Below are 19,479 nucleotides of genomic sequence, written 5' to 3'. Positions count from 1 at the left end.
GTCGTCACGCTAGGGTGATGCAAAATTCGAGTTCAACTCGCATTTCTTCGACGCCGGAGGAGAACTGGATGGCCGGGACACGCCACGCCCACACTCGTAAACCGCCGCAACAGCAGCGTTCCGAGGAGATGGTCGACCGCATCATTGATGCAGGTGCTCGCATTCTGCTCAGGTACGGATACGACGGCGCTTCCACCAACAAGATCGCCAGCGAAGCAGGGGTCAGCCCCGGGTCGCTCTACTACTACTTCAGCGACAAGGACGGCGTGCTGCGCGCCGTCCTCGACCGCTTCCTCAAGAACCTCGGCACGGCCGTCACCACACGTACCAGCGGGGCAACAAAGCTCGACCGCGCGGCGTTCATCGCCGCCGCCGACACCCTGATCACCCTCCTCGAGGAGAACCGCCGCTACCTCGAGGTGCTCATCAACGAAGCACCCCGGCTGGTCTCCCCCGACTCCCGGGAAAGTGTCGAGCAGCGACTGCACGACCACATGCGACTCGGATTCCTGCTCGCCGGTTCGACCCTCACCGGGGCCGAGCTCGAAGCGCGCTGCTGGCTGGCCACGCAACTGTGCCTGGCCGTTCCGGTGAAGTACGTCCTGACCCACGGACCGATCCCGCGGGACCTGTTCCTGGAGGGCCTGGCCGACCAGGTCGACGCGCTCGCTGGACTCGCCTAGCGGGCAAACGGCTCCGTCATGCCGTCGCCGGCGATCAGTCCGGGCCGTCCGTGATGTGCATCGCCGCTTCCTCGGCACTGGCGCCCGCACCGTCGATCCCGACATCGCGCGCCACCCAGTCCTGCTCGATGTCGCCTGCCGCTCCGTCGGCGGGAGCCACGAGCCGACCCGCCCGTTGATCACCGACCTCGCCGGGCAACGACGGGTCGTCCTCCATCTGATCGAGGTCGACGTCCGCCTCGGGCTCCTCCTGACGAAGTCGCTCCTCGATGGTTTCGCCCTCGAGCTCCTCGCGGGCGGTCACCCCTTTGGCCGTCGAGCCGCGCAGTCGCTCGGGCGGTGAGTACCCCTCGTCCAGGACGTCATCGACGCCGCGGTCGTCCAGGGGCTCGTGGGGCTGAAGTTGTCCGCTTTCGTCGCTCATGAACCTGCAGTACCCGGATGCATCATCCGCACACGGGTACGGCGCGGCCCGACAGATGTCGGACCGCGCCGGGCTTGCGGGACGCGGAGGTCCCTTCGTGCAGATCGATCAGAGGATGTCGTCGACCTTGTCCTTGACCTTGTCCTTGACGTCGTCGATCTTGCCCTTGATGCCGGCCTTGGCCTGGTCGGCCTGGCCCTCTGCCTTCAGGTCGTCGTTGTCCGTCGCTGAACCGGCCGCCTCCTTGGCGCGCCCCTTCAGGTCCTCTGCCTTGTTCCGGACATCGTCGTCGAAACCCATCAGTACCTCCGGATACTCGGAATGGTCGGGCCCCACAGCACTGGGCCCTCCTGTCGCCATCGCCGGTACCCCCATCGATGCGTTTCATCCGTCCTTGAGGCCGAATCGATCGTGCAGCCGGCGGAGCGGACCGGGTGCCCACCAGTTCGCCTCCCCCAGCAACCGCATCAGCGACGGCACCAGCAGGGCGCGCACGATGGTCGCGTCGATGATCACGCCGAGCGCCATGCCCACCGCGATCTGCTTCATGAAGAAGACCGGGCTGACGGCGAAGGCCGCAAACACGACCGCGATCATCAGGGCCGCGGCGCTGATGATCCGCCCCGTCTTCGCGACACCGTGGGCGACGGCGTCCTCGTTGGACATCCCGCCGTCGCGCAGTTCCTTGACCCGCGCCATCACCAGGACGGCGTAGTCCGTTGCGAGCGCGAACGCGACGGCGAACAGGAAGACCAGGCTGGTGACCTCGACGGCGTACGGCCCCGGGTAGTCGAGGACTCCGACGAGGAACTTGTGCTCGAAGACGATCACCAGGATCCCGAGGGACGCCGCCAGGGTCATCGCGTTCATCAACAACGTCTTCAACGGCAGCAGGACCGACCCGGTCAGCAGGAACAACAGGCCGACCGTGAGCACGATGACCAGACCGATCGTCAACGGTGCATTGGCGACCAGGCTCTCCTTCTCGTCGACGAAGCTGGCCGTGTTGCCGGCCGTGAGGAGTCGGGCGCCTTCCGGTGCGGCCAGTTCCCGCACCTCTCTCAGCGCGTCCTGTGATCGGGCGGACAGGGCCGGTCCCTCGAAGGCTCCGATCGTGTAGGCCACCGTGTCCGAGACCCGTACGAACGGCGGGATCGTTTCGGCGACATGCGCGACCCCGGCGATCTGCTGGCGGAGTCCTTCGAGTTCCGCGTCGGTCGCCGGACCGTCCACGGTCAGTGACAGGCCCTCGGTCACGGCCCTGTCGTAGTGGTCATCCAGATACGCATTGACCTCGTAGGACTGCTGTCCCGGCGGCACGGCCTGCGCGCTCGGGCCGGTGAGATGGGTGCCGAGCAACGGTGCGGCCAGGGCGACCAGGACGACGGTCGTCGCGACCGCCACCAGCACCGGCCGCTTCATCACCGCCCTCGCGACCCGAAGCCAGCGGGTCGACGTGTCGGAGATGGCAGGTCCGCGGCGGATCGACAGCGCGTTGATCCGCGGGCCCAGCACCGCCAGCAGGGCGGGTACGACGATCACGGCCATCGCGGCCGACAGCACACCAACCACGGCCCCGGCTGCGCCCACCGAGTAGAGAAAGCGCTGCGGCATCACGACGAGCGCGGCCATCGCGCCGGCGACGGTGAGGCCCGAGAACACCGCCGTACGACCGGCTGAGGCGACGGTGCGTCGGTGCGCTTCCTCGGTGTAGCCGTGTTCGGCAGTTTCCTCGCGATGGCGCGACACGATGAGGAGCGCGTAGTCGACCGCCAGACCGAGGCTCAGTGCCGTCGCGATGTTGAGGGCGAAGAGGGACGTGTCGACGAGGCCCGCCATGATCCGCAGCGCGAACAGCGTTCCGATGATCGACAGCGCGCCGAGGAGCAGCGGGACGAAGGCTGCGACCACGCTGCGGAAGACGATCAGCAACAGGATCCCGAGCAGCGGGAACGCGATCAGTTCGGCGTTCTGGAGGTCCTTGCGGGTCTGGTCGTTGACCTCGTTGAAGCTGGGTGCGTAGCCGCCGTACCCGACATCGAGGAGATCGGAGGTGACGTTCTTGCGCACCGACTCGTCAGCCAGCCCGCCCTTGTCCTCGAGGTCGCTCGTCGCGAGCTGGGCGGGCAGCGCGATGGACTGCTGGTCGGCAGGGATCAGGCCCGGAGCCGCCGCGGGATCGTCGAGCGGGTTCACCACGTTCCCGACGTACGACGACTGCCGCAGCGCGTCCGCCAGCCGGTCGACCTCCGCGAGGATCTCGGGCGAGGCCAGGTCGATCGGCCCGCCGTCGGGGTCCCGGAGCAGGACGACGAGCCCGGGCTGTGCGGTGTAGCCGAGGGCATCGGACAGCACGTCGCCTGCCTGCTCGCTCTCGGAGGACGGATCGGTGAACCCGGCCGCCTTGAGGTGGTGCTCGACGTCGTGCCCGAAGAACCCGGCGACCAGTACGAAGCCGAACGCGGCCAGCAGGACCTTCTTCGGGTGCCGCCAGGTCAGGCGTGCGAGGCGATCGAACACGCTCGCACGCTAGCGCCTCGCGGCCCCCCGCGGGTCTCCCCCGGACGATGCTGCGTGCCCAGTCGTCGCCTGCGCCTCGCCGACCGTCGTGACGCCGGACAGCCGGAGAGCGGTGGCCGCGGACACCAGCATGCAAGCGGCGACGGCGTACCAGGCGTGAGTGAAGGCTGCTTCACGATCGGCCCCGCCGACGATCGTCACCAGCATGCTGACGCCGAGGACCAGGCCGACCTGACGGGCCATCGTCACGACTCCGCCTCCCGTGGAGGACTGAGCGGGCGGCAGGGTTGCAGCCGCCGCAGCCAGCAGGTTCGGCATGGCCAGCCCGACACCGATGCCGCCGAGCACCCAGGCGGGCAAGAACGTCGTCCAGTACGCCGGCGTCGGACTGAGTGCGAACGCCTGCCACAACGCCGACCCCGCGAAGAGAAGGCTGCCGGCCGCGATCATGTGGCCGGGTCGCGCACGGGGGAACAGTCGGTGCGCGAGGACCGAAGTGATCGGCACGGCGAGCGGGCCGAGCGCAATCGCCAGCCCGGTCTGCAACGCGTCGTACTCCCAGGCGAGCTGCAGCCAGAGGATCGCGCCGAGCAGTGCAGCGCCGAAGCCCGTGTTGAAGACCAGCGTGGCCAGGCTGGCCCACCGGAAGGCGGGCACGGCGAGCAGGGCCGGCGCGATGATCGGCGACGGATGCCGCGCGGTGCGCCGGGCAAAGACCGCCGTGGCGACGACGGACACCGCGAAGGCACCCAGCACGCGCACCGAGGTCCATCCCCAGTCGCCTGCCTGGACGAGGCCGAGAACCAGCCCACCCACGGCAACCACGAGCACCGCGGCGCCCGTCAGGTCGGGCAGCGGCGTGCCTTCGTTGTGCCGCACGTCGGGGACGTAGCGCACCGCGCCGTACACCAGCACCAGCCCGATCGGGAGGTTGATCCAGAACGCCCACTGCCACGACAACTGGACCAGTCCCCCGCCCAGCGCCGGGCCGAGGGCCGCAGCAACCGCGCCGGTCATGGCCCAGAGCCGTGCCGCCGATGCCCGCTTGTCCGGCGCCACCGCAGCGAGCAGCAGGCCAAGGCTCGCCGGCGTCATCGCGGCCGCTCCAACAGCCTGGAGCACGCGGAAGCCCACCAGCCACCAGATCCCCGGCGCGAAGCCACAGGCCAGGCTGGCCACGATGAACAGGATCATTCCGGCCACGAACCCGCGCTTCTGTCCCGCGCGATCCGCCAGTCTGCCCATCGGGACGAGCAGCGCGGCGTACACGACGGCGTAGGCGTTGAGGATCCAGCTCAGCTCGGAGAGGTTCGTGCCGGCGAAGTCGCTGCCGATCTCGTCGAAGGCGACGTTGACGATGAAGAGGTCGACGCCGGCAAGGAACGCCGCACCGATCAGTACTGCGGTCACGATCCGCTGACTCTGGATTGCCATAGCCAGAGACTCTAGGTGGCTGACTATGGTTTCGGCAAGTTAGGCTGTGGTCATGACTGTTCGTCTGACCGGCCGGCTCGCACAGCGCGGAGACGTCGCGCTGGGCGATCGCTGTCCCATCGACCGCACACTCCAAGTGATCGGCAACCGCACCACGCTGCTGCTGCTGCGCGAGGTCTTCTACGGCGCCGGGCGCTTCGACGCACTCGTCAAACGCGTCGGCGTGACGGAGGCCGTGGCTGCGCAGCGGTTGCGCCAGCTCGTCGATGCGGGAGTCCTGACCAAGGAGCCGTACCGCGAGCCCGGCCAGCGCACCAGGCACGCCTACGCACTGACCGAGTCCGGACACGACCTGCTTCCCGTCGTGCTGTCGCTGCTGCAGTGGGGCGACTCGCACACCCGCGGCGGCGGACCCGCGGTCACCCATGCCAACTGCGGCGAGCCGGTGCGGGTTGAGGTCCGATGCGCAGCCGGTCACGCCGTTGCCGAGGATGACGTGGTCGTCGGCTCCGGCCGCTGACGGTCACAAGACGTGGGGAATGACTCGCCGCGTGCGTGCCTTGTAGGCCGCCCACTCGGGATGACGGCTCATGCTCGCTTCCTTGGCCATCATGTTCGAGGCGAAGAGGCCACCCCACACCCATGCCAGTACGACGAACGGCAGCCAGTGCCAGACCAGCAGGGCGAAGCCGAGGTAGATCATCATCTCGCCGGTGTAGTTGGGGTGGCGAACGAAACGGAACATGCCGTGGCACTTCTGGAAGTTGATCACCGTCGCGAAGGTGACCACGCGTGGTCCGCCGGGCATGTCGAGCACCAGGCGCTGCTGCAGCCCCCGGACGATTCGTGCGTAGCGTGGAACCGGTCGCGCCACACCCAGCACCGGCACTTCAGGCGTCGTAGTCAACGTGGACCTCTTCGCTGGTGGGGTGGGACTGGCAGGTGAGGACGTAGCCGGCTTCCACGACGGCCGGCGAGAGCGCGAAGTTCTGTTCCATCGCGACCGAGCCCAGGAGCACCTTCGCCTTGCAGGTGCCGCACGCCCCACCGAGGCAGGCGTACGGCGCCTCGAGGCCAGCCTTCAGCGCTGATTCCAGGACGGTGTCGCCCGCGGCGAGTGAGACCTCGTGCTGCTGGGCACGCAGGCTGACCGTGACCTTCGCCGGGGCGAAGCCGTCGGCAACCCTGGGCTTCTGGAAGCCATGGAAGAGCTCCACGTGGACACGGTCCGGCTTGGTGCCGCGCTCGAGGAGCAGGTTGCGAAGGTCGGTCACCATCTCGACCGGTCCACACAGGAACCACTCGTCCACCGGTGCGGCCAGGTCAGAGGCGAGCAGCTGCTCGAGCTTCGGGCGATCGATGCGACCGCGGAGGTGCTCGGGGTGATGCGGGTCGCGAGAGCGGACGTGGATGATCTCGAGCCGGTCGGCGTAGCGGGCTTCGATGACCTCGAGCTCCTCGCGGAACATGGTGCTGTCGGCGTCCCGGTTGCCGTAGACGAGGGTGAAGCGGCTCTCGGTCTCGACGGCAAGGGTCGTCTGCAGGATCGACAGTGCGGGGGTGATGCCGCTCCCGGCAACCACCGCCACGTAGTTCTTCGTGGCCAGCGGGCTGAGCGGCGTGCCGAACGACCCGGTGGGTGTCATCAACTCGAGGGTGTCGCCAGCACGGAGCTGCTCCATGGCAAAGGTCGAGAAGGCACCGCCGGGGATGTGCTTGACCGCGATGGCGAGGGGGTCGGAGATGGCCGACGAGCAGATGGAGTAGTTCCGCCGTACGCCCTGGCCGCCGAGGTCGGTGCGGACGGTGACGTGCTGACCTGCCTCGAAAGCGAACTCCTCACACAGGTCGTCGGGAACGTCGAAACGGATCAGCACGCTGTCATCGGTCAACCGGTCAACGCTGGCGACCGGGACCGGGTGGAACATCGCGGCGTGGGCAGAAGATCGCTTCGGCACCCGCACGGGCAGGAGTCGGGCCAGCTTGCCGTTCAGTCGCTTCCAGTCGCGGTACTCGTCGGCGTCGAGCTGCTGGCCGAAGACGGTGCCGATCGCGGCATCCCGCTCCAGGTAGGCCTCTTCATTGCGCCGCCAGGTCGCGACGTACCGGTGGAACGGGATCGACGGGTGCAGGTGATGGACGAGGTGATAGTTCTGCGAGAGGAGCAGCGGCGTGAGAACCCATTCGGAGCCCACGCGGTTGCGGGTGGCGCGGTAACGGTTCTCCTGCTGGGTGTCCTCGAGGTCGTGGTGCGGCAACCAGTCGAACCACCAGGCCAGGACGAACATGGCGATTCGCTCGGGGATCAGATACAGCACCGCAAACATCCACAGGTGGCCAGTGAGCGCGCAAGCGACGATCACCGCGACCGTGGTCGCCATCAGGAACGCGGTCTCCAGAACCTCGGCAAGCGGACGGCGCCGCACGTTGCGCACCAGGAATCCCAGGTACGGGAAATCCATCAGCGGGAAGCGGAACGGAAGCTGCCACACGGGAGCGCCGCTGACGAAGTGGTCCGGGTCGTTCTCGCCGTCATTGGTGTTGCGGTGGTGCTCGATGTGGATGAACGCGAACGACTTGAACGAGATCAGCGGCGAGACGAACAGCATCGCGACCCGACCGAAGGCCACGTTCACCCAGCGATGTGTGCTCACCGAGTAGTGCGCCGCGTCGTGCAGCACCGTGAACAGCACGAAGATCGCGGCTGCGCTGAGCGGCACCGTCAGCAGCGCCGTCAGCGTGTCGGTCACCGCCGCCCACGTGGAGAACACGAAGGTCGCGATGGCGCCGAAGAAGATGCCGACCACGGGCCACGAGATCGTCGGGACCCGCTCGCCCGGGTCGGGAAGCGCATGACGAGTCGCTGCGGGTGCGGGTTGCGCGGTCGTTGCTGACATGCCGGCAATCTATGAACCGCGAGTGCCCGCTGCCAGTGGTGCCGAGCCCACGCCGATGTGCGCGCAGCACATCGCCTCAGGGGCTGGATTGCTGAGCTGGATTACTGAGGGAGTACGACCCGACCGAGCACGTGAACGAGCCGTAGCGCGGCGTGAAGTTCGGCGACCCTCTCCGTCGCAGGGCGCCCTCGACGCTCCTCGGCCCGACGCATGCGTTGCAGCACGGTGTTGCGGTGAATCCCCAGCGTCTCCGCGGCGGCCGCCAGCCCTCCTTGTGCGTCGAGCACGGCCAGCAGGGCCCGCCGCTCCTCGTCCTCGCGCGGCCCCACGGCGGCCAGTGCGCGCAGTTCGTTCGCGACGAAGTCACGGGCGATGTCGAGGTCCCCGCTCATCGCGTCGACGAGTGCGACGTCGGCGTACGACGTCACCGGATCTCCGCGGCCCGAGAGCTCGACGATGCGGGCGCCCCGCTGGGCCTGGGCGTGGGAGTCACGAAAGCCGCCTGGACCCTGCGCCGGCGTACCGATGGAGATCCGGACCTTCCCGGGGACCTGGTCGGCCAGGGGCACGAGGTCCGCCGCGGCCACCGCGGGAGCGTGCGTCGTGGAGACCCAGCCCCACAACGCCCGGACCCCGTCCGGCACGAGGAGCGGATGGGTCGAACCCAGGTGGGCGCCGACCAACGCCCCCACGCGCGCCAGGTCGGAGTCGTCATGCTCGGCGCGGCAGACGAAGGCGGTCTGCCATCCGGTGAGCCGGTGCGACAAGGCGCGTTCGGCGTGCCCGAGGTCGAGCTGGTCGCCAGCGATCAGGGCGCGGACCGCATCGGTCCGGGCCGCGCGGGCGCGGTTCTGCATGCGGTCGAGCTCGGCGACGTACTCGGCAGCGACCTCGCTGGCGATGCGGTCGGTGTAGGCGAAGGCGTAGCGCTGCAGGTCGGCGACCACCGCGAGGGCGAGGGTCCGATCGACCACCAGGTCGGAGATCGCCGCCAGGATGCGCTCGCTGAAATAGCTGTGCCCGACGCGGTAGAAGCGCAGCATCACATCGACGCTGTAGCCACGGGCCGCCATCGCGCGCGCATGCTCGAGGGCGGTGACCGGCGCGGTCGCGGCGCTCACGTCGATGCCATGGCGAACCATCGACAGCGCCGCCTCGAGGTTCGATGAGCACGACCCGAGGGTCAGACCACGGAGGTCGTCGTCCGCACTGGCCTCCGGGATCCGTTCGACGATGTACGCAAGCATCTCGTCGGCGTGCGTCGACACGTTCCCCAGCAGCTCCGTGGCGGTACGGCGCAGCTCAGACACCAGCGCCTCGGGAACGCCGGCCGACCCGTCCGTATTCAGGACCATGTCGCGAGACTACGACCATCCAGCCCGTCCGGGACCTTGTCCGTCTCGTACCCGCCGGGCGGCACGAAGCCCCGTCCCGGCAGCGCTGCCAGTGCCGCGACTGCCCCCGCGATGCAGAGGATGCCCACCACGACACAGCCGAACGCCAGTCCATCGAGGAACGCAGCGTCGACGGCGCTCGCGATGCCGGGCACGCGCGTTGCGACCGCGTCGGCGTAGCCGACCGACTCGAGAGCCCTTTCGACATGGGTGGCATCCACCCGCCCCTCGAGCGCCGGTCGGAGCCCATCGGCGTAGGCGGACGCGAACAACGAGCCGACGACCGCGACGCCGAGCGTGCCACCGAGCTCACGCGTGGCGTCGTTGACGGCCGATCCGACCCCGGCCCGCGAGGGTGGCAGCACCTGCATGATCGACTCGGTCGCCGCGGTGCTGACCAGGCCGATCCCCAGGCCCAGCATCACCATCTGGGGTACGACGACCGTGGCGTAGGAGACGTCGACCGTCAGACCGGAGATCCAGAGGAACGCGGAGCCCAGCAGGGCCAGCCCGGAGGCGACGACCGCCTTGGTCCCGATCAGCGGAGCGAGCCGACCGCCGACCAGGGACGCGACGGCGATGGATCCGGCCACCGGGAGGAACCGCAGGCCCGTGTCGAGGGCGGAGTAGTCACGCACGAACTGGAAGAACTGCGTGATCAGGAAGATGAAGCCGAAGAGCGCGAAGAAGGCGATGGTGACCGCGCCGCAGGCCGCGCTGAAACGCCGATCCAGGAACAGGGTCACATCGATCATGGGCTCGGCGACCGCTCGCTCGACGAGCACGAACAGGCCGACGAGCGCGGCCGCCACTCCGAAGCCCGTGAGGATCAGGCCACTGCTCCAGCCGTGCTCGGGCGCCTCGATGATCGTCCACGTCAGGCTCCCGACGGCCGCCACCGAGATCACGAACCCGGGACGGTCGATCCGTGGCACGGACGGGTCGCGGGACTCGGGCACGAACGCGACGGCCAGAGCCGCTGCGGCGAGGCTGACCGGCACCAGCGCCCAGAACACGCTGTGCCAGCTGAAGTGGGTCACCAGGAACCCGCCGCCCACGGGGCCGAGCGCGACTCCGACCCCCACGGCCGCTCCCCACACGCCCAGCGCGGTGGCGCGCTCGCGCCGCTCGGTGAAGGTGTTCGCGATGATCGACAAGGTGGTCGGGAAGATGAGAGCCGCGAAGGCGCCCATGACGAACCGGATCGCGATGAGCGACCCGCTGCTGTCCGCGAGCGCCGCAGCACCGTTGCTCGCAGCGAATCCCACGAGGCCGATGATCAGGGCCGGACGGCGTCCGAACCGGTCCGAGAGGCTGCCCATGGCCAGGACCAGGGCCGCGAACGCCAGGTTGTAGCCGTCGACGATCCAGAGCAGGTCCTTCGTCGTGGCGTCGAGTTCGACCGCCAACGTCGGCAGCGCGATGTTCACGATCATCGCGCTCATGTTGATCGTGAGCGTCGCAAGGCACACCGAGAAGAGAATCAGGGACTTGCGTGGCACGGGCAGCTCCTTAAGTTGCTGTTGTCAACATTGACCTTGGCGGTCGGATGTTGACACTGTCAAGATCGAGCAATCAGGATTGGCCTGTGACGCTGCCCACCGCCCCCTACCACCACGGCGACCTGCGGGAGGCCCTCATCGAGGCGGCCGTCACGTCAGTCCGCGAGAACGGACCCGACGGGCTCGCACTTCGGGACCTGGCACGACGGGTCCACGTCTCGCACAACGCCGCCTACCGACACTTCGCTGACCGGGACGACCTGGTCGCCGAGGTCGCAGGAAGGGTCATGGGCAAGATCGTCGACTCCATGCAGGCCCGGCTGGCACAGGTGCGCACGCGCGACCCGGTCCTGCGCGCCCGACGTCGCCTTGCCGCCACAGGGCGCGGCTACGTCGACTTCGCCATCACCGAGCCGGGCCTCTTCCGTCTGGCGTGTGCATCGCTGTCGGCGGTCTCGTCGACGATCGCCGTCCCCGGGCGCGACCCTCTCGTACTCCTCGGCGAAGTGCTCGATGACCTCGTCGGCGTCGGCTTCCTCACGGCGGCAGCCCGGATCGACGCCGAGATCACGTGCTGGTCCGCCGTGCACGGCTTCTCGGTCATCAGCATTGACGGCCCCTTGCAGGGCTCAACAGCGAAGGAGCGCACCGTCGCCCTCGATCGCGTGCTGATCGCCATCGACCGGTCCTACGCAGCAACGACCGGCTCGGCCATCGGCGTACGGGACCTGCTGGGTTGAATCAGCGCAACTTGCGCAGCATCCCCTCACCGACGACATCGCGGAAGTAGGGATGCTCGTCGTTCAGTTTCTCGAACACCTCTCGACTGAGATGCAGCACGCGGACGGTGTCCTTGGCCACCACGGTCGCCGACCGGAGACGGTGCTGGAGGATGCCGATCTCTCCCAGGATGTCGCCTGGGCGACACGGTCCGAGATCGTCTCCGGCGCGGCGGACGTCAGCCAGGCCGTCGAGCAGGATGTAGGCCCGTTCCGGAGCCGTCCGTTCGGCGAGCAGCGTCCACCGCGGCCGAACCCGAAAGATGTAGCCAGCTTGAACCATTGCCTTCAGGGTGGCGGCTGGCGCATCCGCAAAACTCGGCACCGATCCGAGGTCCCTCATCTCCTGCTTCACGTTCCCGCGCGGGGGCGGGCCACCAGTGCTCATTCCGCGGTTCACCATCGTGGGACTCCTCTTGGTTCCGAACCGGACCGGGCCACAGCCCTCGGGCTGCGATGTGCTCAGCATGATTCGGTCGGCCTCGGCGGTCTGTTCCGTCGGTGACACAAGAAGGAACCGCATTCGGCGGCTTTCAGGGATCGTCCCGGTGGAGCAGGCGCGGGCGATCCACGATGGTGAGCTTGCCTCGACCGAGCTCAACGACGCGGTCCGTCACCAGCCGTTGAAGAATCTCGTTGAGCCGAGGTCGGACGCAGCCGACAAGGTCCGCCAACTGGGTCTGGGTCACGGGTATTTCTGTACGCGTTCCATCAGCCACGTAGATGTTGGCCAGCCGATCAAGGGTGGCGCAGACCCGACGGTCCAGGCCGACGTACCGGGCCTCCAGCAGGTCGGTGCCGAGCTCGCGAATTCTTGCGGCCATCAGGGCAATCACCAACCGCTCGATACGCGGGTGCTCCTCGCAGAGGATGTGGAACGCCGAGCGGGTCAGGACCAGGGTCTCTGCCGGATCGAGGGCAAAGACGTTTGCGGACCGTGGCGTGGGGATCTGGCCCGGCATCAGCGACAGCTCTCCGAACCAGGCCCCCGGCCCGAGGACGCTCAGGGTGGCCAGGTCGCCGTCCGGGGTCGAGACCTGAACGGCGAGGTGCCCACTCGCCACGAGCTGGACCGAATCGGCAAGGTCCCCTTCGCTGAAGACGATGTCGCCCTTGGCGAAGGAGCGCCGCTTCGCCGCGGCGAGGACAGCGATCCACTCGCGCTCGTCGAGAGCTCCCAGCAGCGGCCACTCCATCGCATGTTGGTAGCACACCCAGCGTGCTGGCGCGATCGGTCTGCTCGCTATCGGATCCGCTTGATATTTCCATTCTGGTCGACAGGTCACTGAAACGTCGCTTGACTAACTTGACTGGACGAGGGACGCAGGCGAAGGCATCAGGAGTGGCCGATGATCTGGCCTCAGCACACACCGCGTTCGACACGCCTGTTCGGTCTACGTTTCGCGCAGCGCGAGACCGAGCGGGACTACCAGCGCTGGCGAGTCAGCTACACCACGCCTTTCGCCCGCATCGGCTACATCGGGTCCACGCCGAGCTGGGTCCTGCTGCTGGTGGCTGTCGTCGTGCTCGATCCCGATGCGGCCGACCAGGCTGCCTTCTGGGTCGTCGGCTGGATCGTGCTCCTGGTCGTGCTGACCGGCCTGACCTTCCACCCGGCCCTGCAGAGAATGGTGACGCCCCTCTCGGCGGCAGCGAACTGCCTGGCTGGCTTCCTCATCGTCTGGTTGCTGTCCGAGGTCACCCTGGCCGACGAGGCGAGCCAGTCGCGGGCCGGGGTCATGACCGCTGGCCTCATCGTGGTGATGTTCTTCGGGTTCGCCGTCTTCCGCAATCCGCCCGGCGCCGCGACGGTCGCGATCACTCCCTACGTCGCCTTCGGTTCCTACCAGCTGCTCGAGGCCTACAACGACGGGGAGCTCAACGCCGTCGAGGCGAGCTCCTTCGCTGCAGCCCAATGGATCGCCTTCCTGGGCTGCCTCCTGGTCTGCATCGTCACCGAGATCGTCGATCGACGGACGTTCTCGAAGGACCAGATCATCGCCGCTCAGCAGCAAGAGCTGCGCAGCACCCGCGAGACGATCCGCCGCTACGTTCCCCGTCCTGTTTTCGAGCACGTTGCCCGTGGTGAGACTGCTGAGATCGACGTACCGGTGCGCAGGCGGCTCACCGTCCTGTTCGCCGACCTCGTCGGGTTCACCGCTCTGGCAGACCGCGTCGAGCCCGAGGATCTCACCCAGGTGATCAACGACTACATGACAGCAATGAGTCAGTTGATCGATGAGCACGGCGGAATAGTGAACGAGTTCGCCGGCGACGGCCTGATGGCGCTCTTCGGCGCTCCAGACGAGATGGACGTCGACCAGCAGGTGGCGAGCGCAGTCCGAGCCGCGCACGCGATGCACACACGACTCGATTCCCTGAACCGCCACTGGCAGGGGCTCGGCATCGCCGAACCGATGCAGACCCGCATCGGCATCGACACCGGCATGCTCAGCGTCGGCAGCTTTGGTTCCGCCGGGCGGATGACCTACACCGCGATCGGAATGCACACCAACATCGCGGCGCGGCTTCAAGCCGCCTGCGACCCGGGCCAGATCCTGATCAGCGAGGCCAGTTGGTACCTGGTGAGGGACCACGCGCCGTGTGAACCCCGAGGCGAGGTGCACTGCAAGGGCGTGCACTACCCCGTACGGTCCTACTCCCCGATCAGCGCTTTCACCAGCACGCGGCCTGACGACCAGGTCGTCTGAACCCGGCGATGGTGCTCCGCATCCGGGAAGATCCCGCCGTGGCCGGAGTCGGGGTTCAGTACTTGTAGGCGACGCGGTCGGTCACGCTTCCGCCCGTGTGATAAACGGTGGTGGAGACAGAGGTCCGGTCCGGGGTGTAGTAAACGCGGCTCCGAGGAATGCGCACCAACGTGTAGTTCCCGGAATCCGAGCGGGAGATTCGTGCATCGGTGTACGTGCGCTCATATCCGGTGACGTAGTCGAAATAGGAGACAACACTCGAACCGTCTGTGTAATAGCGCGCATAGACCTTCACGCCCTGCGAGCTGTAGTTGCCGTTCAGCAGGTTCTCGACGTGAATCCCCAGCTGTTGACCCTCACGGGGATAGAGATTGCGGACGTAGACCTTGACATTGAGGTACGTCGCATCGGAGTACGTCACCACCTTGGTGATGTCGGCGCTGTACTTCTCGTAGGCGGTCACCCCCGAGCCGTTCACATACACATCGCCGATGGGGTCCGCCTTGGCGTAGGAGTAGGCGAAGGCACCGCTGGCGGTGACCAGCACGATGACCAGCGCCCCCACCACCGGGGCGAGCAACCTGCTGGCGACGCGCGAGCTCCTGATTCCTCCGGGACGGCGATCGAGCATTCTGATTCTCCTCACGCGTGGGCGGCCGCCACGACAAGCACGTTCATTCCCGCGCGACAGCCACGCAAACTCGTGAGGTCCTGCTGGCACCGCAGCCGATCCTCGAAAGCCCCACTCCCCACTGGCCCTCGCGCACGGGAGAAGCGGCGCTGTTCGCAGAAGCGCAACACTTGTCCCATGCGACTGCTCAACCTCACCGGCGCGGCCGGGGACTTTCACGGGCGCCCCTTTCCCCCGGACCTCACCGAGGGCGAGGTGTGGTCGTTCGAGCCGACCCGGTCGGCGCTGGTGCTCGGCAGCGCCCAGGACCATACGGTCGCTGACGCGCACGCGACGGCCGCGGCGGGAGTGGACGTCGTACGTCGGCGCAGTGGCGGGGGCGCGGTGTACGTCGACCCGGCGCGGTCCGTGTGGGTGGACGTGGTCCTGCCGACCCATGACCGCCGATGGAGCAACGACGTCCGCGAGGCGACGTACTGGCTGGGCGGGGCCTGGCAGCGAGCGCTCGACGGAATCGGCCTGGAGTCCCGGCTCTACCGCGGCGGGCTGGAGCAGACGCCGTGGGGACGGCTGGTCTGCTTCGCGGCCCTCGGCCCGGGCGAGGTGCTGATCGGGGACCGCAAGGTGGTGGGTATTTCGCAGCGACGGACACGCACAGGTGCGCGCTTCCAGTGCATCGCCTACGACCGCTGGGACCCGGCTGACGTACTTGACCTGCTCGACCTGTCCGCCGAGGACCGTCGTACGGCGGCCGCCGACCTTGCGGGACGCGCCACCGGGGTCGGTGAGGTACTCGACGACCTGCGCGCCGCGATCATCAGCGAACTGCTGGCCTCCTGATCCATGCGCTGACAGCATGGCCGAGTGGATCTGGACACCATTCGCGCATTCCTCGCCGTCGCCGACGGACACACCGTCACGGAGACCGCCGAGCTCGCCCACCGTACGCAGCCGGCAGTGTCCCGAGCGCTGGCCCGTTTGGAGCGCGAGGTCGGTACGCCGCTGTTCCAGCGCGTGGGTCGCGGGCTCGTGCTGACGCCGGCTGGGAGGGAGCTCGTCCGGCACGCTCGCGACACCCTCGACGCGTACGAGCGCGGGGTGCGATCGGTCCAGGACGCGACCGCGCCCGACGGCGGCTTCGTCCCACTGGCCTTCCTGCACACCCTGGGGACCTGGCTGGTTCCCGAGTTGATCCGCGAGTTCCGCACCGAACGTCCACACGTCCGTTTCGACCTGCGCCAGCACGGCGACGCCGGGCTGGTCGATGACCTCCTCAACGGTGTCGTTGACCTCGCCGTCACCGGCGACCGCCCCACGGCAGGCGCCCTGGACAGCCGCCGACTCTTCCTCGAGCCGCTGCGGCTCGTCGTCGGACCGGACCACCGGCTGGCCTCTCGTCGTACGGCGCGGCTGGGCGACATGGCTGAGGAGCAGTTCATCCTGCTCAAGCCCGGATTCAGCCTGCGCGCGGTGACCGAGGAACTGTGCGCGCAGGTCGGTTTCGCTCCGCGGATCGGGTTCGAGGGCGAAGAGGTCGAGACCCTGCGCGGCCTGGTTTCCGCCGGCCTGGGCGTGGCGCTGCTGCCCGAACAGCGGGGCAGCGCCGCGCCTCTCGCGCCCTCGCTCCGCGTCACGGACGTGCGGGCCTCCCGCGAGATCGGGCTGGCGTGGGTCAGGGATCGCAGGCTGCCTCCAGCCTCCGAGCACTTCCGCGAGCACGCCCTCCGCACCAGTCGAAAGATCCATGTCGCTGACGCATGAGTTGTGCCCAATCTAGGCATTGGACGCATTGCTAGGAGTCCCGCAGGCTGGTGACGCCCATCACCACCGATCGGAAGACGCGGATGACCGACATCGACCCTGCCGAGACGCAGGAGTGGCGCGACGCGCTCGCCGCCGTCCTCGAGTTCGAGGGAGAGGAACGCACGAAGTTCCTCCTGGACCAGGTCATGGACGAGGCGCAGCGCCTCGGCTCACGCGTGCCCTTCGTCGCCACGACGCCGTACGTCAACACGATCACGGTGGGCGACGAGCCCACTCACCCGGGAGATCGCGAGATCGAGCACCGCATCAGATCGGTGATCCGCTGGAACGCGCTGGCGATGGTGCTGCGCGCCAACAAGGAATCGACGGAGCTCGGTGGGCACCTCTCCAGCTTCCAGTCCGCCGCGACCCTCTACGACGTGGGCTTCCAGCACTTCTGGCACGCCGCCTCCGAGGAGCCGGGCAAGGAGCACGGCGGCGACCTCGTCTACGTCCAGGGCCACCTCTCCCCCGGCATCTACGCCCGCGCCTTCCTTGAGGGCCGGCTCACCGAGGCGCAACTCGACAACTTCCGCCAGGAGACCGGGGGCGACGGGCTCTCGTCGTACCCGCACCCCTGGCTGATGCCCGACTTCTGGCAGTTCCCCACGGTCTCCATGGGCCTGGGCCCCCTGATGGCCATCTACCAGGCCCGCTTCCTCAAGTACCTCCACGCCCGATGCCTGGCGGACACCGCGACCCGCAAGGTCTGGGCCTTCCTCGGCGACGGCGAGACCGACGAACCCGAGTCGCTGGGCGCGATCTCCATGGCTGCCCGCGAGAAGCTCGACAACCTGGTCTTCGTCGTCAACTGCAACCTGCAACGACTCGACGGCCCGGTGCGCGGCAACGGCAAGATCATCCAGGAACTCGAGGGCGTCTTCCGCGGCGCCGGGTGGAATGTCATCAAGGTCGTCTGGGGATCGGGCTGGGACCAGCTGCTCGCCCAGGACACCTCCGGTGCGCTGAAGCGCCGCATGATGGACTGCGTCGACGGCGAGTACCAGACCTTCAAGTCCAAGGACGGCGCCTACGTCCGTGAGCACTTCTTCGGCACCGACCCCGAGCTCAAGGCGCTGGTCGCCGACTGGAGCGACGACGAGATCTGGCGCCTGACCCGCGGCGGCCACGACCCGCAGAAGGTGTACGCCGCCTACGCAGCGGCCAACGCCCACACCGGCTCACCGACCGTCGTCCTGGCCAAGACGGTCAAGGGCTACGGCCTCGGCGCCGCCGGCGAGGCCCAGAACATCTCGCACCAGGCGAAGAAGGTCGCCGACCCGGCGCTGCGCGCCTTCCGCGACCGCTTCCAGATCCCGGTCACCGACGAGCAACTCCCCGACCTCCCCTACGTCTCGTTCCCCGAGGGCTCGACCGAGCACACCTACCTGCACGCGCGACGCAAGGAGCTCGGTGGCTACCTCCCCGAACGCCGCCGCACGTCCCAGGCACTGGCAGTGCCGGGGATCGAGGCCTTCGCTGCCCAGACCGCCGGGTCGAACGGCCGGGCCATCTCCACAACCATGGCGTTCGTCCAGATCCTCACCAAGCTGCTGCGCGACCCCGAGGTCGGCAAGCGGGTCGTGCCGATCGTCCCGGACGAGGCGCGCACCTTCGGCATGGAGGGGCTGTTCCGCCAGGTCGGGATCTTCTCGCAGAGCGGCCAGCTCTACACGCCCGAGGACGCCGACCAGCTGATGTTCTACAAGGAGGACACCAGCGGCCAGATCCTCCAGGAGGGCATCAACGAAGCCGGTGCCATGTCGTCGTGGATCGCGGCCGCGACGTCGTACTCCAGCAACGACACCGCGATGATCCCGTTCTACATCTACTACTCGATGTTCGGGTTCCAGCGCATCGGCGACCTCGCCTGGGCCGCCGGAGACATGCGCGCTCGCGGGTTCCTCCTCGGCGGCACCGCCGGCCGGACCACGCTCAACGGCGAGGGACTGCAGCACGAGGACGGCCACAGCCACCTGCAGTCCGCGCTGATCCCGAACTGCGTCTCCTATGACCCGACGTACGCCTTCGAACTGGCGGTCATCGTCGCCGACGGGATGCGTCGGATGTACGTCGACCAGGACGACGTCTTCTACTACCTGACCCTGATGAACGAGAACTACGAGCACCCGCCGATGCCCGACGGCGTGACCGACGGGATCCTCAAGGGCCTCTACCGCCTGCAGCCCGGCAAGGGGCGCGGCAAGGCGAAGGTGAACCTGCTCGGCTCGGGCACCATCCTGCGCGAGGTGCTCGCCGCTGCCGACCTGCTCGCCAGCGACTTCAAGATCAAGGCCGACGTCTGGAGCGCCCCCAGCTTCACCGAGCTGCGTCGCGACGGCCTGGCCACCGAGCGGTGGAACACCCTGCACCCGCTCGAGGAAGCACGCACGTCGTACGTCGAGGAGTGTCTCGGGGACCGGGTTCCCGTGGTCGCCGCGACCGACTACATGAAGTCGTACGCCGACCAGATCCGCCGCTTCGTCCCCGGCCGCTACACGGCGCTGGGCACCGACGGCTACGGCCGGTCCGACTACCGCCGCAACCTGCGCCGCCACTTCGAGGTGGACCGCCACCACATCACGGTCACCGCTCTCAGCAGCCTCGCCGCCGACGGCGTCGTCAGCAAGGACGTCGTCGCGCAGGCGATCGAGAAGTACGGCATCGACCCCGACCGGGCCGACCCGGCACACGCGTGAGG

General features: G+C 68.1%; 18 protein-coding genes. 7 read left to right on the top strand and 11 right to left on the bottom strand.

Going from position 1 to position 19,479, the window contains the following annotated elements:
* Positions 1 to 68: 68 nt before the first annotated feature.
* Positions 69 to 683, top strand: coding sequence for a TetR/AcrR family transcriptional regulator (locus HRC28_RS07560; RefSeq protein ID WP_182379514.1), 615 nt, complete (start codon positions 69 to 71; stop codon positions 681 to 683).
* Between the two features lie 34 nt (positions 684 to 717).
* Here the strand turns inward: HRC28_RS07560 and HRC28_RS07555 are convergent, their stop codons facing one another.
* The 4 genes from HRC28_RS07555 to HRC28_RS07540 all read right to left on the bottom strand — a co-directional run bounded on the left by HRC28_RS07555 (position 718) and on the right by HRC28_RS07540 (position 5,061).
* Positions 718 to 1,107 carry a DUF5709 domain-containing protein gene (locus HRC28_RS07555; RefSeq protein WP_182379513.1) on the bottom strand — a complete coding sequence of 130 codons (390 nt, stop codon included), beginning with the start codon at positions 1,105 to 1,107 and terminating at the stop codon, positions 718 to 720.
* A 108-nt stretch (positions 1,108 to 1,215) separates the two neighbouring features.
* Positions 1,216 to 1,407 carry a CsbD family protein gene (locus HRC28_RS07550; protein WP_182379512.1) on the bottom strand — a complete coding sequence of 64 codons (192 nt, stop codon included), beginning with the start codon at positions 1,405 to 1,407 and terminating at the stop codon, positions 1,216 to 1,218.
* An 84-nt stretch (positions 1,408 to 1,491) separates the two neighbouring features.
* Positions 1,492 to 3,627 (bottom strand): MMPL family transporter, encoded by a 2,136-nt coding sequence (locus tag HRC28_RS07545; protein ID WP_182379511.1) that lies wholly within the window; start codon positions 3,625 to 3,627, stop codon positions 1,492 to 1,494.
* 9 nt (positions 3,628 to 3,636) lie between these two features.
* A complete protein-coding gene (locus HRC28_RS07540) occupies positions 3,637 to 5,061 on the bottom strand; it encodes an MFS transporter (RefSeq protein ID WP_182379510.1) in 1,425 nt (474 codons plus the stop codon).
* 52 nt (positions 5,062 to 5,113) lie between these two features.
* On the opposite strand from HRC28_RS07540, the gene HRC28_RS07535 reads away from it, so the two are divergent.
* Positions 5,114 to 5,581 (top strand): helix-turn-helix domain-containing protein, encoded by a 468-nt coding sequence (locus tag HRC28_RS07535; protein WP_182379509.1) that lies wholly within the window; start codon positions 5,114 to 5,116, stop codon positions 5,579 to 5,581.
* Positions 5,582 to 5,584: 3 nt separating this feature from the next.
* On the opposite strand, the gene HRC28_RS07530 is transcribed toward HRC28_RS07535, so the two are convergent.
* From HRC28_RS07530 to HRC28_RS07515, 4 genes are all read right to left on the bottom strand, one after another.
* Positions 5,585 to 5,968, bottom strand: a complete 384-nt coding sequence (locus HRC28_RS07530; RefSeq protein WP_202033264.1) for a methyltransferase — start codon at positions 5,966 to 5,968, stop codon at positions 5,585 to 5,587.
* Complete coding sequence (locus tag HRC28_RS07525) at positions 5,952 to 7,958, bottom strand: fatty acid desaturase (protein ID WP_182379508.1); 2,007 nt, start codon at positions 7,956 to 7,958, stop codon at positions 5,952 to 5,954. The genes HRC28_RS07530 and HRC28_RS07525 overlap by 17 nt, the downstream gene beginning before the upstream one ends.
* A 101-nt stretch (positions 7,959 to 8,059) precedes the next feature.
* Positions 8,060 to 9,313 (bottom strand): helix-turn-helix domain-containing protein, encoded by a 1,254-nt coding sequence (locus HRC28_RS07520; RefSeq protein WP_182379507.1) that lies wholly within the window; start codon positions 9,311 to 9,313, stop codon positions 8,060 to 8,062.
* The gene (locus tag HRC28_RS07515; RefSeq protein ID WP_182379506.1) at positions 9,304 to 10,854 is read right to left on the bottom strand and encodes an MFS transporter; all 1,551 of its coding nucleotides are present in this window, start codon (positions 10,852 to 10,854) and stop codon (positions 9,304 to 9,306) included. Before HRC28_RS07515 ends, HRC28_RS07520 begins: the two co-directional genes overlap by 10 nt.
* A gap of 86 nt (positions 10,855 to 10,940) precedes the next feature.
* On the opposite strand from HRC28_RS07515, the gene HRC28_RS07510 reads away from it, so the two are divergent.
* On the top strand, positions 10,941 to 11,594 hold the full coding sequence (locus tag HRC28_RS07510; protein WP_182379505.1) for a TetR/AcrR family transcriptional regulator: 654 nt from the start codon (positions 10,941 to 10,943) through the stop codon (positions 11,592 to 11,594).
* 1 nt (position 11,595) lies between these two features.
* On the opposite strand, the gene HRC28_RS07505 is transcribed toward HRC28_RS07510, so the two are convergent.
* Together HRC28_RS07505 and HRC28_RS07500 are read right to left on the bottom strand one after the other, a co-directional pair.
* Entirely contained in the window at positions 11,596 to 12,036 is a 441-nt protein-coding gene (locus tag HRC28_RS07505) for a cyclic nucleotide-binding domain-containing protein (RefSeq protein WP_182379504.1), read from the bottom strand.
* A gap of 130 nt (positions 12,037 to 12,166) precedes the next feature.
* On the bottom strand, positions 12,167 to 12,829 hold the full coding sequence (locus HRC28_RS07500; protein ID WP_182379503.1) for a Crp/Fnr family transcriptional regulator: 663 nt from the start codon (positions 12,827 to 12,829) through the stop codon (positions 12,167 to 12,169).
* A gap of 153 nt (positions 12,830 to 12,982) precedes the next feature.
* Here HRC28_RS07500 and HRC28_RS07495 point away from each other — a divergent pair, with 153 nt between their 5' ends.
* Positions 12,983 to 14,344, top strand: coding sequence for an adenylate/guanylate cyclase domain-containing protein (locus HRC28_RS07495; protein WP_182379502.1), 1,362 nt, complete (start codon positions 12,983 to 12,985; stop codon positions 14,342 to 14,344).
* A gap of 55 nt (positions 14,345 to 14,399) precedes the next feature.
* Here the strand turns inward: HRC28_RS07495 and HRC28_RS07490 are convergent, their stop codons facing one another.
* The gene (locus HRC28_RS07490; RefSeq protein ID WP_182379501.1) at positions 14,400 to 14,975 is read right to left on the bottom strand and encodes a hypothetical protein; all 576 of its coding nucleotides are present in this window, start codon (positions 14,973 to 14,975) and stop codon (positions 14,400 to 14,402) included.
* A 177-nt stretch (positions 14,976 to 15,152) separates the two neighbouring features.
* On the opposite strand from HRC28_RS07490, the gene HRC28_RS07485 reads away from it, so the two are divergent.
* From HRC28_RS07485 to aceE, 3 genes are all read left to right on the top strand, one after another.
* Positions 15,153 to 15,815 carry a hypothetical protein gene (locus HRC28_RS07485; protein WP_182379500.1) on the top strand — a complete coding sequence of 221 codons (663 nt, stop codon included), beginning with the start codon at positions 15,153 to 15,155 and terminating at the stop codon, positions 15,813 to 15,815.
* A gap of 24 nt (positions 15,816 to 15,839) precedes the next feature.
* The gene (locus HRC28_RS07480) at positions 15,840 to 16,736 is read left to right on the top strand and encodes a LysR family transcriptional regulator (RefSeq protein WP_182379499.1); all 897 of its coding nucleotides are present in this window, start codon (positions 15,840 to 15,842) and stop codon (positions 16,734 to 16,736) included.
* An 83-nt stretch (positions 16,737 to 16,819) separates the two neighbouring features.
* Positions 16,820 to 19,477 carry a pyruvate dehydrogenase (acetyl-transferring), homodimeric type gene (gene aceE, locus HRC28_RS07475; protein WP_182380509.1) on the top strand — a complete coding sequence of 886 codons (2,658 nt, stop codon included), beginning with the start codon at positions 16,820 to 16,822 and terminating at the stop codon, positions 19,475 to 19,477.
* Positions 19,478 to 19,479 lie beyond the last annotated feature (2 nt).

Origin of the sequence: Nocardioides sp. WS12, from assembly GCF_014108865.1 — a bacterium.
Classification (GTDB): domain Bacteria; phylum Actinomycetota; class Actinomycetes; order Propionibacteriales; family Nocardioidaceae; genus Nocardioides.
This window is presented reverse-complemented; position numbering and strand designations above follow the sequence as displayed.

Bases quoted from the DNA above. Each gene is read 5' to 3' on its own strand.
- HRC28_RS07520 (WP_182379507.1), bottom strand. From the start codon at position 9,313: ATGGTCCTGAATACGGACGGGTCGGCCGGCGTTCCCGAGGCGCTGGTG.
- HRC28_RS07550 (WP_182379512.1), bottom strand. From the start codon at position 1,407: ATGGGTTTCGACGACGATGTCCGGAACAAGGCAGAGGACCTGAAGGGG.
- HRC28_RS07485 (WP_182379500.1), top strand. From the start codon at position 15,153: ATGCGACTGCTCAACCTCACCGGCGCGGCCGGGGACTTTCACGGGCGC.
- HRC28_RS07555 (WP_182379513.1), bottom strand. From the start codon at position 1,107: ATGAGCGACGAAAGCGGACAACTTCAGCCCCACGAGCCCCTGGACGAC.
- HRC28_RS07490 (WP_182379501.1), bottom strand. From the start codon at position 14,975: ATGCTCGATCGCCGTCCCGGAGGAATCAGGAGCTCGCGCGTCGCCAGC.
- HRC28_RS07525 (WP_182379508.1), bottom strand. From the start codon at position 7,958: ATGTCAGCAACGACCGCGCAACCCGCACCCGCAGCGACTCGTCATGCG.
- HRC28_RS07540 (WP_182379510.1), bottom strand. From the start codon at position 5,061: ATGGCAATCCAGAGTCAGCGGATCGTGACCGCAGTACTGATCGGTGCG.
- HRC28_RS07535 (WP_182379509.1), top strand. From the start codon at position 5,114: ATGACTGTTCGTCTGACCGGCCGGCTCGCACAGCGCGGAGACGTCGCG.
- HRC28_RS07500 (WP_182379503.1), bottom strand. From the start codon at position 12,829: ATGGAGTGGCCGCTGCTGGGAGCTCTCGACGAGCGCGAGTGGATCGCT.
- HRC28_RS07505 (WP_182379504.1), bottom strand. From the start codon at position 12,036: ATGGTGAACCGCGGAATGAGCACTGGTGGCCCGCCCCCGCGCGGGAAC.
- aceE (WP_182380509.1), top strand. From the start codon at position 16,820: ATGACCGACATCGACCCTGCCGAGACGCAGGAGTGGCGCGACGCGCTC.
- HRC28_RS07495 (WP_182379502.1), top strand. From the start codon at position 12,983: ATGATCTGGCCTCAGCACACACCGCGTTCGACACGCCTGTTCGGTCTA.
- HRC28_RS07560 (WP_182379514.1), top strand. From the start codon at position 69: ATGGCCGGGACACGCCACGCCCACACTCGTAAACCGCCGCAACAGCAG.